The organism is Paenibacillus sp. Marseille-P2973 (assembly GCF_018101095.1).
GTDB lineage: Bacteria > Bacillota > Bacilli > Paenibacillales > Paenibacillaceae > Fontibacillus > Fontibacillus vini.
Genome location: NZ_JAGQEH010000005.1, coordinates 325,324 through 343,051 on the forward strand (window position 1 = coordinate 325,324; position 17,728 = coordinate 343,051).

7 protein-coding genes are annotated in these 17,728 nt (G+C 47.8%); 2 read left to right on the forward strand and 5 right to left on the reverse strand.

Translation table 11 applies throughout. The features are described from left to right. Positions 1-34: 34 nt before the first annotated feature. Together KB559_RS13360 and KB559_RS13365 are read right to left on the reverse strand one after the other, a co-directional pair. Positions 35-2,728 carry a hypothetical protein gene (locus tag KB559_RS13360; protein ID WP_211022427.1) on the reverse strand — a complete coding sequence of 898 codons (2,694 nt, stop codon included), beginning with the start codon at positions 2,726-2,728 and terminating at the stop codon, positions 35-37. Between the two features lie 101 nt (positions 2,729-2,829). Continuing rightward, positions 2,830-3,714, reverse strand: a complete 885-nt coding sequence (locus KB559_RS13365; protein ID WP_211022428.1) for a copper amine oxidase N-terminal domain-containing protein — start codon at positions 3,712-3,714, stop codon at positions 2,830-2,832. A 205-nt stretch (positions 3,715-3,919) separates the two neighbouring features. On the opposite strand from KB559_RS13365, the gene KB559_RS13370 reads away from it, so the two are divergent. After that, on the forward strand, positions 3,920-5,938 hold the full coding sequence (locus tag KB559_RS13370) for an EndoU domain-containing protein (RefSeq protein ID WP_247681791.1): 2,019 nt from the start codon (positions 3,920-3,922) through the stop codon (positions 5,936-5,938). Next, entirely contained in the window at positions 5,904-6,413 is a 510-nt protein-coding gene (locus tag KB559_RS13375; RefSeq protein ID WP_247681792.1) for a hypothetical protein, read from the forward strand. The genes KB559_RS13370 and KB559_RS13375 overlap by 35 nt, the downstream gene beginning before the upstream one ends. Before the next feature lie 307 nt (positions 6,414-6,720). Here KB559_RS13375 and KB559_RS13380 read toward each other — a convergent pair whose 3' ends face one another. The 3 genes from KB559_RS13380 to KB559_RS13390 all read right to left on the reverse strand — a co-directional run bounded on the left by KB559_RS13380 (position 6,721) and on the right by KB559_RS13390 (position 17,726). Further along, positions 6,721-10,428, reverse strand: coding sequence for a cellulase family glycosylhydrolase (locus tag KB559_RS13380; protein WP_211022429.1), 3,708 nt, complete (start codon positions 10,426-10,428; stop codon positions 6,721-6,723). A gap of 555 nt (positions 10,429-10,983) precedes the next feature. Continuing rightward, the gene (locus KB559_RS13385; RefSeq protein ID WP_211022430.1) at positions 10,984-14,880 is read right to left on the reverse strand and encodes an S-layer homology domain-containing protein; all 3,897 of its coding nucleotides are present in this window, start codon (positions 14,878-14,880) and stop codon (positions 10,984-10,986) included. Continuing rightward, complete coding sequence (locus KB559_RS13390) at positions 14,877-17,726, reverse strand: GLUG motif-containing protein (RefSeq protein WP_211022431.1); 2,850 nt, start codon at positions 17,724-17,726, stop codon at positions 14,877-14,879. Before KB559_RS13390 ends, KB559_RS13385 begins: the two co-directional genes overlap by 4 nt. Between the last annotated feature and the right edge of the window lie 2 nt (positions 17,727-17,728).

Sequence of the window (17,728 nt, forward strand, 5' to 3'; positions counted from 1 at the left end):
GATAGATATCGGCGTCAGCGTGTTAGGTCCTCTCCTAGTTGTTTAAGTCATCGAACATGGAGCCTACTACAGTTACTTTTAGGGAGTCCATGGTCTCAATCCCTTTTAAATTACCTAAAATAGAATAAGTATGATCGATATCTTTCAATTTGACATCCTCGAACCAGACCTTGATGTTGTACTCACCGTCCGGCATGTTTGCATGCGTGTAAAGCGGAATGTTATCCGTATTGACCACGATCGTGATTTTCGAAGTCTCGGTAATCTTGTAAATATGTTGTCCGGCTTCTACGTACTCCCTGTATTTATACGACTTATGGCTTGTTTCGGTTTTGGATTCGCTGTAGCCCTCAAGTACCTTCTTCCAGAATACATGGGAGTCTTCGCCGCGCACATCGGTATGTTCGATTTCTTCTACCTTCTGATCAAAGCGGGACTTATCCTCACTCCGGTCCAGGACGCGGATGAGCTTCTCCCCATTTACTCCTTTACTATCTTGTACGGACAGTACGCCTGTCTTTCTCTCAAAGCCTCCGCCTTTGGGTGCCAATCCTTCGTTATGAATATTGACTGCTTGTTTCTTGTTGTTAATATACATTAAATCCGATTCATAACGGAACGAGTTAATCAAGGCGTCCAGTAAGTCCTTATGATCGTCTGTCATCGTGCCCTCCGCCGGTTTTTTATCCTTAAAAACAACCGTATTCAGGGTAAAGGTATAGCTCCCTGCCGGATTAAAATAGTAGCCGGATTTGATCGGATAAGCGTATTTCTGAAGATCCTTGTCGGTGGCAAAAACAGCTTTGTCATAGAGGGACTTCTTGTTCGTTCTGCTCGCTGCCGCCTTCCTGGACTGACTGTACTCCTCTTCCATCGTCTTAGTTTTCGTCGATTTCACAAAGCCACTGGCCTGCTGAATAAACTCTCTTTCGTATTGGCCGGGAACTTTGGTCCACCCATATTCCTCACCAGCTTCATCTTGATGGTGCATCCAACGAATGACAGAGTAATAGTAAGGTTCATTGGTCCAAAATAGATTTTTGGTCAAAGAATCCGGCTGATTCTCCTCGATCTCATCCCTGTACTTGAACTTGGGTACGACCTCCCGGCCATTGTACACGTACATCTCATAAGGCTTGGTAACGGTGTCGCTGTTGAAACTTTCGGTTACGGTTCCTGAGCTTTTCTTCGGGACACTTTCACACTTTTGAGCCTCACCTTCGCCGGTACATTTATTTTCATATGTCGTATACGTATACTTTCTACTTACGGAGCCATCGTAAAAGATCTGTCCAGTTCTCCGCAATGGATTCCCTGGGGATTCAAGATTTATGTACTTCCGGTTTTCCGGATCGTCATTCTTGCTGTTGATACCGAAATCCTTTCTCAAAATCGTATAGGTCACCACGGGCGAACGGGTTATCGTTTCGCTGTCCTCATTGACTGGCGGATTATTCAATATCTTAAAGTCTCTCAACAAATCCTCCGTTTTGTTGTAGACATTTAATGATCCGGTAGCATTCCCGTCCCACGCCGCATCATCCAAATCCGGTAGTTGTAAGGTTACCGTATTCTCGGGAAGAGGAAGCCTTACTTTTTTGGTTAGCATATCGTACGGATAAGACTGCGGTTCAGCCACTTTGATCGCCCGGGGATGGGAATCCAGAACATTGTTGCTGAGAATCGTTTCTTTCGGAACGTCCCCCTTCTCGTTGACTTTAAACTGGATACGGACAGCGCTCTCCGGCATAGTGAACGTAGCACCCAGCCTTCGTTTACCGCCGGGGTCTATGCTGATCGTACCCGATGCCGAAGCTGCCCCAGCATTTCCGCTAAACTCCAGTTGGTCTGTTTCTTTCGTTAACGATCTGTCGTCGCTTACCCGAGTCAAAACCCAAGAATAAGCGGGACTGACCTCCTTCGGGAATGTAGAGTCCACCAATACCGACACCTCCACCCGATCCCCGGCTGCCGCCGACGTCGGCAGATCGTCAAACTCTGCAGAAATATCGCTCCCTTTCGTTGTTGCGAATGAGGCTATGGGAACATCCATGTAAGTGTTGGATTCCAAATATACTCTCCCGAACCCCTGCGATAGGTAAGTCGGAGGCTGAATGACGTGGACGTACTTAATCCATCCACCAGTTGGAGCACCGTTTTTATAGTAAACTTTTCTATCCTTATAATGGAAATTCTGTTTGTTATACATAAGATAGTCGCCATATCTAACACCAGCATACTTCTTATTTAGAGCAGTGAGGATCTGTTGTTCGAAGTGAAGCTTGGGATTGAGTTCTTTGAACTTATCCGTGATTTGACCGGTGAAATTCGATGGAAAATCATCGAATTTATAATCATCTACATTATCTACTCGTGGTGAAGGTATTAATTGAAAGTTATGAATCTGTACACCACTCCAACCCGCGTCCCAGGGAAACCCATCCGTGGATACCGGATCACCAAACTTATTGTATCCGGAATACCTGGTCATGTGCTGCCCATGATGAACGATAGGAGTTCCATGACTGGTTCCATAGACAATATCAAACCCAGAGAAATTTTCCGGATTCTTAATAGCATCGTTTATTTGTTTCTGTACTAGGGCAGCATTAAAAGAGCCGTTATCCGTCTTGACAGGATAATAATTTTTCAATCCGTACAGTTCTTTCATATCTTCGTTTGCTCGTTGCAACACAAGCTCAGGGGTAAGCGTTTTAAGATAATCCAACAAAGTGTTCTCCTCTTGGGAGTACACTCTTCCTTGTGGTAAGAAGCCGAATAAGATTATCATTATTAGAAATAGAAGGCTATACCTCTTCACGATTTCACCTACTTAAACCAAACATAAATAAGAATATCACCATATGTTTTTGATTTAACGACTATTTTAAAGGTATCATCCTGAAATGTCTTTTCCTCCAGTTTATCCTCCTCTTTTTCCTTTTGTTTAACATAGGCCATTATAGAATCAACAGTTTTTGGATCTATTCTCTGACTAATGATCTCCTCAGCATCTTTTTTCTGTTGATCAGGGTCATCGTTTACAAACCCAAAACTTATAGAAATTCGTAGAACAGCTCCCTTTTTGGTTTTAGGATCGTAACCATCATTAAACACCCCCAAACCCGACTTATAAATATTATTAAAACTAAACCCTTCTACCTTCAGTTTCTCGCTCTTTCCCTCCACATTTCTGCTAGCTTCAAATTCCTCCCATGTTGTTGGTTTCTCTGCATTACCAGTATCTTCACCTGTTGTCGAGCCTGTTGATCCGCTTCCCGTATGTATTTCCACGATGTAATTCAAGGAGTCCCATTTGACCTCCGCTCCTAGCGCCTCACTCACAAACCGCAGCGGCACGAATGTTCTGCTCGATTTCCGGAGCGCCACGGTATCCATTTGCTTGGTTTTACCGTTGACCGTGTAACTTTTTTTGCCCAAAGTGAGTACAATCTGGTTACCCTCCAGGCTTACCGTTACTTTCTGGGCCTTGCTATTCCAGTCCACTTTTGCGCCAAGTGCCTCACTCACAAACCGCACGGGCACTTGCACCCGGCTATTCTTGTCCGCAAAAGGCTGAGCATCTGGGAAAATAATCTTCTCCCCATCCACCTCCACGCGTAAGGGCAACTGGGCTGCCGAAGACAGAGCTGGAAGTACGGTCAACATAAGAATAAGAGACATAAGAATGAATCCTACTTTTTTCAGTTTCATGAATAGACATCCCCTTTAAAGGTAATATTTCCCTAATCCAACTCTTGCTATTATACAAACAACTCATTCCATAGACAATCAAATTTGGGTAAATAAACCTCTTAATGATATTGATTCCAATTATTTATATTGCTAGAATACCCACATAGATACTCTTGTCGGATTGGACGGTGAACCCAGTGTGAAAGTAGATCTTGACCGGATTATGAATCTGGCCGATCAAATGAAGCGGATGAATCTCAACATAGAGGATCGGGTGCCGGGACTAGTACGGGAATTAAAAGTAATGACAGAGAATCTGAGGCGCGACTACTCTGAATCGAGAAGCGTTCAAACAACTATAGATGAAACAGAACGTCTCCTCGAAGAGGTATTTAATCTATCCAGGAGTATAAGCAACCAACTAGATCAGAAAGAGAAGTCACTTCGTAAGGTATCTGCCCAATATGCCGAAATAGAGAAAAAAACGACCTTGATGTTAAAGAGAACAGTCAAATTCACGATAACCGGCTGGGAGACTGGGTTGTTGAAATCAGGCAAAAGCAATGTTATCCGGAGTAGGCCATCAATGGGAAACGCCGGGACAGAGACGCTTAACTGGAAGGATACATTCAAGCGGTTTGTTCAACAGCCCCTGATGTTAGTAACAGGAGCACCTCTCTTGCAAAGACTAGAGCATGTAAAAGAAGACGAGCGGATATCTCACCTTCTACGGCAGATGGAGTCAGGAGATTGGACCGAAAAGGAACGCGCTTGGCTGGAACTGATACAGATTGCCGAAGCCTTTGAGAACATCGCACGCAGCCAACGGGCATATGCCATTTACAAAACCTACGGCAATGGACCCTATATGGAATCAGCAAGACTGTACGTTAGGGAGCAAAGAGAGAAACTAAAGCAACTGGGCGTCTCCGAAAAATGGTTTGGAGCTAACGTCAATCTGAGTGGCCATTATTCGGGCTCACCGCTAACGGCATGCCAATATAATCCGCTGAAGCACGATGCTTCACCCATGCCGGAAGAACCTGAACTGCGATTAATGATTGCCGCCGGGCTTTTGAACAATCCATACCGCACATGGGTCCATCTTACCTATGGATACGCCGAGTCCGCTATCAAAAGAATGGAAGCGGAAAGAAAAGATGCGGACAGGATCCTGGAAAAGGCCGTAGAATATTATAACCAGAAGCGACAGGAAAGCAGCACGGCGGACTTCCAGCTCTATTATGTCTCTTTGACCCTAGCCCTTAGAATCGAGCACGGAGCTGAACAAATCGGCAATCTCGATTATTGGCTCGGCCAGCAGCTCTCGAATGAACGAAAGATGGAAATCGCCCAAGCGCTCCGGGATGCTGGGACCGAAGAGGTTGCAGTAAACAGTCTGTATATCCTCACTCCTACCTATGAACAGGCCCAATCAGACCTGGCGGGCGGTTATGGCGCCGGCGCACCAAGCGTAGTTCCGCGAAGAAGCCCAGGAATGCCAAAAGTGAAGACACCTGACATAGCGTCTGAAACGCTGCCTAGCAACAAATTAAAGGTGAAGCTGCCAGCTCTGCCTGCGGCGGATCTACGTAAGTTTTTTCAAGACATGCGTAAAGATCTCTGGAACTGGGGTTCGAGAACGAATCTTGCCACCACGGGACCTTCTGTTGACGGTATTCCCAACAATAGCTCTAAGCAGCAGACTTCTAGTCCTTCAGTAAACCAACTCCAGTATCGGCAAGTATTTATGGATGGAGACGGAGATAGCTCCGGGGGGAGCCCGAAGAAGCCTGGGGATTTGTCTGGGAAGGCGGCGGGGGCGGGGAATAATAGTTGGAAACTCGAAAATTTTAAAAATACAGATGACTTTAAAAAAGGAACAACTAGTAATGCAGTAGATCATATTTTCGAGGGTGAAATTATTAAGGGACAAGCAGTTGGATTTCATTATGAAGGTATGCCAAGCAGTAAGGGAAAAGTTATTGGAACTATCGACCCTCCTAATGAGTATGGGGTATATAGGGCAAATATAGAGGTGGACGGAATACCGAAAAGTGCAAAGTCTACTTTTTTTCCAAAGGATTGGACACCTCAACAAGTTATTGACGAAATAAATATCGCCTTCAACAACAAGATGGTTCACAAGAATAATAGATATAGAGGAACTGCAAGTACAGGAATGAAAATTGAATTTGTTATTAAAAATGGAAAAATCACCTCTGCATACCCGTTGTACTAAGGAGAATGGAGTTAAAAACATGATTAAGTACTTTTATATACCTGAATATAATGAGGAGTATAATGAAGTCATTTTGGATTTTAGTGTAGACAAGTCATTGAAGAATGGTTATCTGATCAATAATTCTTTGGGCTCAGATATATTTGGGGACTTCGCTGTTATTAAAGAAGAAGTGAGTAAACTACTCGAATTGCTAAAAGGAAAGATAACTTCCTATGAAGGTGGAGGAAATGTAAATTTAATAAATTCTGACAAGCATTTTACAATTATTGAAGATATTTTTGCAGAAGAGGATGAGGAGGACAGTGTATGCAAAATTGAAACGGTGGAGTTTGTAAAGATAATATTAGTTTGGGCAAGAGAAAACTTTCAGTACAAAAGTCAGCGTGGTGTTGTAATAGAAGACAAGGGTGAAATAGCAATCAACTGGATAAATGAACAACTTGATAAGATATCCGAATTGGAGAGCCGGTAAAGTAATTTATATAATTTGGTGAGTCATTGTTACTTGTAAATATACGCCCAATTTCTCATGTATGACTATGCTTAATATCCTATTTAATTCAATTTTTTTTTCAAAATAAATGCTCTCCTTGTGTTGACGTACCTCAATAATTCCAAGTAGCAGACATTAATAAAGCCCTTAACAGATGTAGAACAATTTGATGACAGAACCCACCTTTAAAATGTCGCTAATACAAGAACCCCTGGCCTCATAGGCCAAGGGTTCTTCCTGCTCTGCCCCATTCTCCGGTACGGCAGACGCGGTTGATACTTTTACTTTAGAAATTCACCTGGAAGTTCGTAATGTTCAGTGTACCCGCGGTCACGCTCTCCCCGGTTCCGGCATATACCTTGAATTCGATGGCCCGGATGTCGGTTGGGTCCGAGAGCGGCGCATTATTTACCCAGTTCGTGGTTTTTGATTTCCAGATGGGGGCATTGAATGCATATTCCACGTCGATGGATTCCCCGGCCCCGATGACCCGTTCGACGGAAGGATCGGTTGCGGTTTGGCCCCCCGTCTCTTCCCAGATCCAATCAGTGCCGGTCCGCAATACCAACGAAACATGGATCGGCTTGGTTCCTGTGTTCGTCAGGGTACAGGACACGCTTCCATAGCTGGACCAGTCATCTCCTTTTCCAAGGCCGGGCCTGGTTTCGGTAGCGACTCCGGCTGATATGCTGTCGCTTAAGGTAGCAGCGTAATTTACATAGATGGTTTCACCATTTAACCCGCTTGAAATGCTCCCCGTAAAAGCCGAATCCACAAAGTTCCAAGGATAGTAGCTTGCCGTCTTGGGGCGGTTCATTTCCGCAATCTCAGCCGCATAGGCACCGGCCGGCAAATCAAAGCTTACGGAATGCAGTTGAAGACCCCCTACCAGATTGCCGCCTCCTCCTTGAACTCTAAAAATAATCCGGTTCACCTCCTTATTCGTCAGCGCCGTTAAAGGAACCGTGGCCATCAAGGTCGTTTTTGCAGGAATTTTAATATACTGTCCAAGTTCCACCCACTTCCAGGCCCCATCTTTTACGATCGGCTGAAGCTGAATTTCAACCGGGTTGGGATTGGTCAGGATGAGGTTCATATTGGTATACGAACTCCAATTCGCCGCCGGGCTTGGATCCAGTTGAATGCTCGGGTAGTTCTCGGCCTGAAGGTTGAAGCTCATGCTTAACCCGCCGTTCTCAAGTGGAGCGAGCTGTGCTACGGTAGGAGTTGTCGGCTCATCATCCCCGTTGATTCCTACAAACCACTCCGAGTAGTCGTCGATGATTCCCGGATCCATAGGCTGAAGCTGTCCCGGATCGCCGGTGGTCACCGTAACCGCATTACTCGCTGAAGATACATTCCCTGCGTCGTCAAAAGCTTTTACCGTGAACGTATAAGCTGTGTTCCCTTCCAACCCGGAAGCTGTATAACTAGTTGCGGCAGTCGTACCGACGAGAGAGGTTCCATTGTTGTATACATAATAACCTGCTACGCCAATGTCATCCGTCGATGCCGTCCACGACAGGCGGGCGGTTGTGATGCCGGGAACTACGGATAAGCCAGACGGCGCAGTGGGAGCAGTTTGGTCGTTGCTGTTAATCGTCGTTACACTTGCCTGGTTGCTCGCCTCGGATAAATTGCCTGCGGCATCGACCGCTTTTACGGTGAAGGCATAGTTTGTATTGGCTTTTAGCCCTGTAACCGTATAGGTAGTCGAAGTGGTGATGTCCACTAATGCTCCATCCTTGTACACGTTATAGCCGGTGACTCCTACATTATCTGTCGATGCCGTCCAGGTGAGCGCTACGGTAGAATAGGTTGGCGATGAGCCCGACAAGTTCTTAGGCTGTGACGGTGCCTGGTTGTCGGAGGTTCCGCCGCCAAAAACCGAGCTGATCTCCGACGTGGCCTTTATGCCATGAGGGCCGTTGATGATGGCATTGCCTTGCTCGGTGTAGCTGGTACCCGCCCAATCATTCGACATGTCGAGATACTCCAGCCCTGAGCCATTTCCTTTCCATGACCATCCGAGATAACCGACATTCTTCTCCTCGCTGTAGCTCATAATCGTCGCTTCATCCACGTCACCGTTCGTATGCTTGATTCCGAATTCACCGATGACGAGCGCGAGGTTCTTGTTCAAGACATTATCGATATTGTTCTTAACGGTGGTTGCGTTACCTCCTGCATATTCGTACATATGGATTGAGAACATGGTGTTTTTGAGCGGATCCGAGTTAAATACCTGAGTCCCGTAATCGAATACCGATTGCGGATATTGCCCCCACCCTGCACTGTCTACCATAATAGTGTTCTTAATGCCGGCATTGCGAAGCTTCGGGATTACGGATGTGTAGCCTTGGGCCCATCCTGCTCCATCCCAGGTTCCATACCATTCATTCGCTATATTCAGGATGACCGTCTTTTCTTTTCCGATCAATGCGCTTTTCATTTCAATCCAATAATTCGCGATGTTGTCCAGTACCGCCTGGCTGTCCGAGCCCGTTCCGTCATGGACTTCAAGCACCGCGACTAACTTGTTTTGTTCGCATAAAGTAATGATGCTCTGGATCGCGGAAAGACTGTCCTTGGTCCACTGCTGTCCGTCCGAAAGAACGATTCTTACCGTGTTGGCTCCGGTTGCAGCAATAGCGGGAATAGCTACGGAGAGCTGATCCTTGTACCAGGTATGCGCATGATTCACGCCTCTCATCACAAAAGGATTCCCGTTAGCGTCATAAAGCGTCGTGCCTTCAATATAAAATCCTGTGTTGTTTGACGAGGCAGGGTTCGTTGTAATCGTTAGCGGGTTGCTTGCGGATGATGCATTTCCGGCGGCATCCCTGGCTTTTACCGTAAAGCTATATGCCGTGTTCGCCGTCAGTCCTGTTACTGTAAAACTTGTAGTCGTACTCGAGCCTGCCAATGTCGTTCCTTGATAGATATCATAACCAGCCACACCTACATCGTCGGTAGAAGCTGTCCATGACAGGCTCACAGTCGTATCGGTTTTTGCGGTGCTCAAAAGATTAGCAGGCACGGTAGGTGCCGTCGTATCCGGCGTCGTTGTCGTAACCGGCGTAAACTTCCACTTCTGCTGGGGATTCCCGTTGTCGGTCCATTGCTGGACATTTGCCCCATCTTGCGTATAGCCACCGACTACATCCAAAGCCTTGCCGCTGGACTGAACGATCAGCTTATAATATCCGCCGCCCACGTCCGTAATTTTCCACTTCTGATTCGACTGGCCGCTGGCGCTCCATTGTTGAACATTTGCTCCGTCATTGCTCTGCGATCCCGCTACTTCCAACACCTTGCCGCTGGCTTGAGAGATCAACTGGTAGTATCCATTTCCGACATCGATGACTTTCCACTGTTGCCGGGGCAGGTTGTTATCGGTCCATTGATGCACATTGGCCCCCTCTGCCGCAGCACCCTCGGCTACCTCCAAATTTTTTCCGCTATGCTGGGCTGTAAGTTTATATATCGTACCGGATACAATATCATTCTGCGGTATTTCCGGCTCCCCGCCTCCCGCAAGCACTTGGAAATCCCAAAGGGAATATCCCCATTGCGTTCCTCTTTCTGTCCCGTACATTCTTACATATCGAGCGGATTTTGCATCAAAAGAAATGGAGTCGATGCCGCCGTCTCCCAAGGTTGTAGCATACACCGTGTCCCATTGATTATTATCCATGGACGTTTGAATCTGATACGATTTGCCATAGGCCGTCTCCCAGTTCAGCAAAACACCGTTAATCTCCGTAACTGCACCGAGATCAACGCTGATCCATTGCGGATCGGAATAATTGGACGACCATCTGGTTGAAGTATTTCCGTCAAACGCCCTGTCCGGGGTTTTATCGTTGTCCTCTACCGAGCTTGCCGTTGCGGTTTTATTCAGAGCCACATTGGTTGCAGCCTTAACGCTCATGGACGGCATCACGCTAAATATCATTCCAAAGATGAGCATGCAGGCTAAAATCTTTTTCATGAATAGACCTCCTATTCGGATATTTAAAATTCAAATCGAAGCCTCGCTAATTTCCCCCTTGCATAAGATCCTCAAAAGAAAGCGCTATCTTTTTTTTAAAAGGCAATTGACGATGGTGGAGTGTAGGTTGCATTAGGTCATTGTAAACGTGATGGAAAAGCTGCAATACTTCTGCTGAAATCACAGTTGCAGACGGAAGGTTCAAGCTGGAGTTCATTCATGCTGAGAATGGGAATGTTGTAGGACGAAGAATTAATGCTTTTGAGGATTAACGGCGTGTAACAAGTTTCGTCGTCGGAAACCACCCCCTTCATAACAAATTTTCCTATCCATACAAATAAAACGGTTACAAAAAGCGAGGCGTTTTACTAAAATTATTCATTTTAGTATCCACACTTTATTATTTGTTATCATAATTGTCAATGTACTGAAATAACAAAGTGATAAAAATTATTGAAAACGAATGTTGCAAAACACTCAAATAAAAAAGCACCGGCCTTTGGCCGATGCTTTTTTTTTGCTGCCTGGGCAGCTTATTTTTCTTTTTCGAATCTTTTAGATAAGACCGGATTTCTCTAACAGCCGTTGTACCATGACTGCGACCTCCGCTCTGGATACAGGCGCTTTAGGATCGAGGCGCAGATCGCTGCGTCCCGAGACAATGTCCGCCTGCAAACAGTCGGCAATACTTGCTGCAGCCCAAGAAGAAATGACGCTTGAATCCTTAAAGGAGCCCAGCAATTCCTCATTATCGGAACTTTGAAGGCTGTTGTTCAACCCTGTCAGCTTGATTGCTTTGGCCAAAATCACCATCGCTTGTTCCCGAGTGATTTTTTCCGTCGGACGGAAGGTTCCGTCCTCGAAACCGTTAATCAGGTTATACGATTGGGCGGTGCCTACAAAACTGCTATACCAATCCGCCGATTTTACGTCGGAGAAGGAAACTGCATTGTTTTCCGCTTTTAGTCCGAGTCCGCGAACCATAATTGCTGCAAACTCTGCACGGGTAATCTCTTTGTCGGGGTTAAACTGCCCATTACCCACTCCGCTAATGACCATGCGGGATCCCATATCGTTGACGGCCTCTTTGGCCCAGTGATGCTCAACGTCCTGGAAAGTAATCGGATGCCAGATGACAGAGTACGTACTGTTCGTCAAACTGTTGATCTTAGCGTAATATTTCCCGCCGTCTACAGTGACTTGCGTAGGTACATGACGCACTGTGCCATCCGGTTCAACAACTACAGCTGTGGTCACCTTTGAAGGGTCGACCCCTTCAGGAAGGGCGATCGTCCGTTCCACATAGGCATTGAATTTGGCTACGTCAATGGTCTTACCGCCATATGTGCCGGTGATGGAAAATTCGACTGGAGAAACAACCAGTTCAAAGGTTCCTTTCTCGGATGCCGACTCCGCCAGCTTAACCATCTCTGCTGCAGGTTCAGCAATCTTCACCTGTACTTTAATATCCTGCAAGGAAACTTCGCTGCCGATCTGTGCAGAAATAGCGTCGATATTGATCTGGGAAGCAGGCAGAGTGTAGGAAGCGTCATTCGTCCGGATGACGAGAGTGGCTTGCTGATTCTCCATGTTTTTAACGATTTGGCCATTTAACCCGCCAACCGCAATATTGGATTCTCCAAGGATCGGGATGGTTACAGTCGCTCCCTTTCCTTCCTTGGACAGTTTTTCTTCCAGTTTGTTCGGATCTACAGTCACCGCAACCATTTTCTTATCGCCGATTTGAGTTGTCTGGGCTGTACCCGCGCTCTCAACCTTGCCGTTAACCCAAACTTCTACGTTTGTATTCGGGGTTGATGGTTTGGATGGGGTTGGCACGGAAGGTACGGTCGGTACGGATGGTGCAGTTGTTCCTCCTGTTCCTCCTGTTTCCCCAGGCCCTCCAGTTCCAGGCGTTTCAAGATCCGGTTGTGTTACGGTCACTTTGACAACGGAGCTCGTTGCCGAAGACGTCTTCTCACCGGTCATGCTCAAATCGGTGTTGGTCACTACAACATAGTAGTATGTTGTTCCCGCTGTTCCTGTCGGTGCTGAGAGCATGGCATTCGTCTCGCCTGTCAGCAGCGTACCGTCTGTCGTACTGTTACTCGTATTGCTATACCATTGATAGCTCAGTATGCCGTTGCCCGTGGTCGTTGCCGTTACACTAAGGTCGGCTGTGCCGCCCACATTCACCGTCCGGTCTACCGGCTGGGCCGAGATGGCTGGGACTTCCGCATTCGTGAGTGTATTGACAGTCACTTGTGCTATAGAGCTTGTTACCTCAGCCATCTTCTGGCCAGTCATATTCAAGTCAGTATTGGTCACTACGACATAATAGTACGTAGTTCCGGCAATATCCGTCGGTGCGGAGTACGTTGCGCTCGTTGCGCTTGCCAGCGGAGTTCCATCCGTCGTGCTGTTCGTCGTATTGCTGTACCACTGGTAGCTCAACGTACCGCTGGCGGATGCCGTTACGCCCAGGTCGACTGTGCCGCCTACGCTCACCGTACGGTCTTCCGGCTGAGCCGAAATCACAGGAGCCTCCGCATTTGTCAGCGCATTAACACTCACTTTTGCAACCGAGCTCGTCACGGTTGCCGACTTTTGGCCGGTCATACTTGCATCGGTATTGGTTACTTCCACATAGTAATATGTCGTGCCCACCGTACCCGTAGGTGTGGTGAACGTAGAGTTCGTCGCGCCTGTAAGCGGCGTACCTTCTACCGTACTGTTCGTCGTATTGCTGTACCATTGATAGCTCAATGCACCACTGGCGGATGCCGTTACGCTCAGGTCAGCTATGCCGCCTACGCTCACCGTACGGTCTTCCGGCTGAGCCGAAATCACAGGAGCCTCCGCATTTGTCAGCGCATTAACACTCACTTTTGCAACCGAGCTCGTTACGGTTGCCGACTTTTGGCCGGTCATACTTGCATCGGTATTGGTTACTTCCACATAGTAATATGTCGTGCCCACCGTACCCGTAGGTGTGGTGAACGTAGAGTTCGTCGCGCCTGTAAGCGGCGTACCTTCTACCGTACTGTTCGTCGTATTGCTGTACCATTGATAGCTCAATGCACCACTGGCGGATGCCGTTACGCTCAGGTCAGCTATGCCGTTTATGCTCACGGTCCGGTCTTGTGGCTGAGCCGAAATCACAGGAGCCTCTGCATTTGTCAGCGCATTAACACTCACTTTTGCTGCCGCGCTTGTCACAGTGGCCGACGTCTGGCCGGTCATGCTTGGATCGGTATTGGTCACTTCCACATAGTAGTACGTCGTACCCGTCGTACCCGTAGGTGCGGTGAACGTAGCGTTCGTCGCGCCTGTCAGCATCGTACCTTCTACCGTACTGTTCGTCGTATTGCTGTACCATTGGTAGCTCAACGCGCCGCTGGCCGTTGCCGACACGCTAAGGTCAGCTATGCCGTTTATGCTCACAGTTTGGTCCTGCGGCTGACCCGAAATTACGGGAGCCTCCGCGTTCGTCGGTGCATTTACCGTTACCTTGCCGTCAACCACGGTTTTTTCCATTTCTCCTGAGTGGATATCCGTAAAGGTTAAGTGATCCGGGTCGCTCTGATTACCCACGGTAATCGCTGTATCGCCTACCTGAGCATTCTCTTTAATCTTGAAGGTTACATGAAACAGGGGATCACCTGCTTCAAGCGCATGATCTCCGCCTTCGGCATCCACCCATGCCACCTTCACCCAGCCTTCCTCACCATCTTGTCCGAACATGAAATGATCACCGGTCTCTCCCGTGACATTCTCCACTTCAAGCGCGTCCGGATCATAGTCCAGCTGCATTCCATAAGCTCCGGTTGAACCCGTTGATTCCAGAATAGATACCGGCACATTCACCGTTTCTCCCGGGACCCCGGATGCGGTTCCGATGCCAACTTTAACTGTAGGCGTTGAACCCACCGTTACCGTACCGGAATTCAATTGTGTGATATTGCTCCAAAATGCATCATTATCCGTATAAGTTCCGGAAGGTATACCGATAGTTGATTCACCAAGCGGTGCATTTTCCTTTATTTTAAAATGAATAACAAAGACCTTTTGCTTTCCTTCAAGGAAAGACATACTCTCACCAAAGTACTGTGCGAATACCTTGAACGTTCCATCCATATTGTTGTCCATTTGTGAGGAAAGAGAGTCCACTTCATATGTCACCGCATTCTGAGATACGAGTTCAAGGACATTCCTATCGTAATTCAGATCCAGATCATATCCCAAAACTTCTTCATCCCCCGGATCGATAGTAACCGGAACATCCACGGTATCTCCCGGAGCTCCCGAGACGGCGCCCACCTCAACCGATACCGGAGAGGCCGGAAGAGCCAGAACAACAGAACGGAAGGGAACCAAAAGCAAGCACAATACCGTAAACACCAGGAATGTTTGTCTGAAATAATTAGCCTTGCCATGGATGCGATGTATCATTTTCCTGCCCCTCCCAAGTAAATCGCCATAATCATTTGAACATCCGTATTATCCAGAACTTGATTATCATCCATATCCAGAGCTTTAAATTGATCGTCCGTCAAAGTAATCTTGCCCTTCAAATATTGTGTAATCATTAGGGCGTCGGCTGGAGTAACCAATCCGTCGCCATTGGCGTCGCCTTTCAATATCGCCTTTGCCTTGACGGCCTGATTCACCGTAAAGGTAACATCCGTCATCCGATCCGCCGAGACCTTAACCGTCGCACTATAGATTCCCGGAATCAAATTGTCTTTCGCCTTCACGGTAAACGTTGTAGCGGGAGTTCCATCATTCAAAGTAGTAGAAACCGGTACGGTAACCACGAATTTATCCGCATCCACACCGTTAAGGCTCACACTTAGATTGGCCAAGTCCCCAGTCCCTGTCCGGGTAACGGTTACGGACTTCGTCTCTTGACTTCCAGGCGCATAACCTGCCTTCAGTTCCGTAAAATTTTGATCTCCCAGGGAGGCAACGGTATAAGTAAGCTCGCTCCACTGTGCATATAACGTAACGTTGGCCGGTCCCATGTTGAATTGGTCTCCTCCCGCATACGCTTGTCCGCTGCCGTCCTCTTTCGTGTTCCAGCCCGTGAACACATAACCGTTGCGCTTCAGGTTTCCGGAGTTGTCCAACACGGTAACCGGACTGCCTTCCGGATAGCGGTTGCTGTCCGTAGGTACCGTGCCTTCCAGGCTGCCGTTGCCGTTATAAATAACGCTAGATGGCGCTTGGAACGCACGCAGCATCGGGTAGGTATATCCTTCGTCGATCGACCAAATGTTACTGAAATCCCAGCCGTAGTAGGTAGATTTCACCTTCATCATGGCCGTCGTCGTCGGCTGTCCTACTTGCGCGAATGGACCGGGTCCGGCGACTTCTACGTTATACACGCTTTGAGCAAGCGAATATTGATTGGTTCCCAGCAGGCCGTCGACATGCGAGCCGTTTCCAGTCACTTGGCCGACTGCATAGGTGTTGGTGACATTCCCCATGCTTCTTCCTGCCATACCGCCGACGTAATCCCCTGTCCCCGTAACGGTGACCATCGCGTAGCTGTTGCTGATTTCAGGATAATCAGGCCAATATCCCTCGCTGCTTCCTACCAGACCGCCGACATAGGAGGCTCCGCTCACGGACCCACTGGCGTAACTTGTTCTAACGGAAGCCCGGCTGTTCATCCCGACTAATCCGCCGACGTAATTGCCGGTTCCCGATACGGTGCCCTCTACGCTGCTGTTTGTAATAATACCGTTACTTGATCCGACCAGACCGCCCACGTATTGGGTCCCCTGGACTTGTACATCCTCCACACGGACGTTACTGATCTGGCCGCCTTGGCCGAGAATGCCGAACAAACCGGCAAAATTAGTACTAACGTTTACTTTTACCCCGCTGATTACATGTCCATTACCATCAAGGCCCCCGGCAAAATCTTTGTACATCCCCGGTACCCCGATCGGTTTCCAGTGATCCGTATAGGACCCCAAATCGATGTCGTTTGCAAGTTTATAAAAAGCTCTCGTATTCACACGAATTGCATCGAACTGCGTTGCCGTCGTTACGATGTACGGATCATCTACCGTACCTGAACCCGCCATGGCTGCCGTCCACTGCGCATATAACGTAAAGTTGGAGGCACCCATTACAAGGTTGTCCCCTTCGTCATACTTCGTACCGCTTCCGTCCGGTTTCGTATTCCATCCGACAAACATATACCCGTCGCGCGTCAGATTACCGGGATTGCCCGGAACCGGTACGGCAACTCTCTCGGGATTACTGACACTGGCTGGTGACGTGCCTGTCGTGTTGCCGTTGCCGTCGTAGGTCAACGTATAACTCGTTTGAAAAACGCGCAGCTTAGGATATTCGTTAACCGCGATGGACCAGATCGTGTCGAAATCCCAATAGAAGATCTTAACAAAGGAGGGGTCCTTCATCTGAGCCGTAGTAAACGGCATTCCTTTGTTATTATCGTCGCTTTGTCCGGTCGTTTCCTTGTCATAGATGCTGTTTTGAACGCCCGAGTAAGTACTCTTTCCGACCAAACCGCCAACATCGCTAGCTCCGGTCACCCTGCCGACAGCCAGGCTATTTTTGATCGGGCCCCCGTTCAATCCGACGAGACCGCCGACATTACTGGTGCCTGACACAGTGTTATCGGCGTAGCTATTTTGGATATTGCCGTAATTGGTCGATCCCGCCAATCCGCCGACATTACCTGTCCCCGTTACACTACCGCTTGCGTAGCTGGTATTCACGGTGCCCCCGTCCATTTTTCCGATCAGGCCGCCGACATCCTGTACTCCTGTAACTGTACCAACAACATAACTATTGCTGATGTCCCCGTCGCTCTGCCCGGCGAGACCGCCAACCATACTCGATCCTTTTACTTGTACATTCTGCAATTTTACATTCTTAATTTTGCTTCCGTAGCCGACATAACCGAAGAAGCCTACATATTGTTCGCCAGGCAAATTAACTTTCAACCCGGTGATCGTATAGCCAGCCCCATCGAACCCGCCCGTAAACGGGTTGCCATCGAAACCGATCGGTTCAAAATTCGAAAATCCGCTCAGATCGATATCTTTGCCGAGTTTATAGTAAGCATTTAGATTATTTAGCATACTCGCTAACTCGCTTGCCGTCGTAATAATATACGGATCATCTGCCGTGCCTGTACCTCCGCCAGCCGCTTTGACTCCACTCTGCAACCATGCAAAGCAAGCCAGCATCGTACTCGTAACAAGCACTACAGCCATAATAATCGACCATTTCCTCAATTTTTTTCTAGTTTCATCCATCC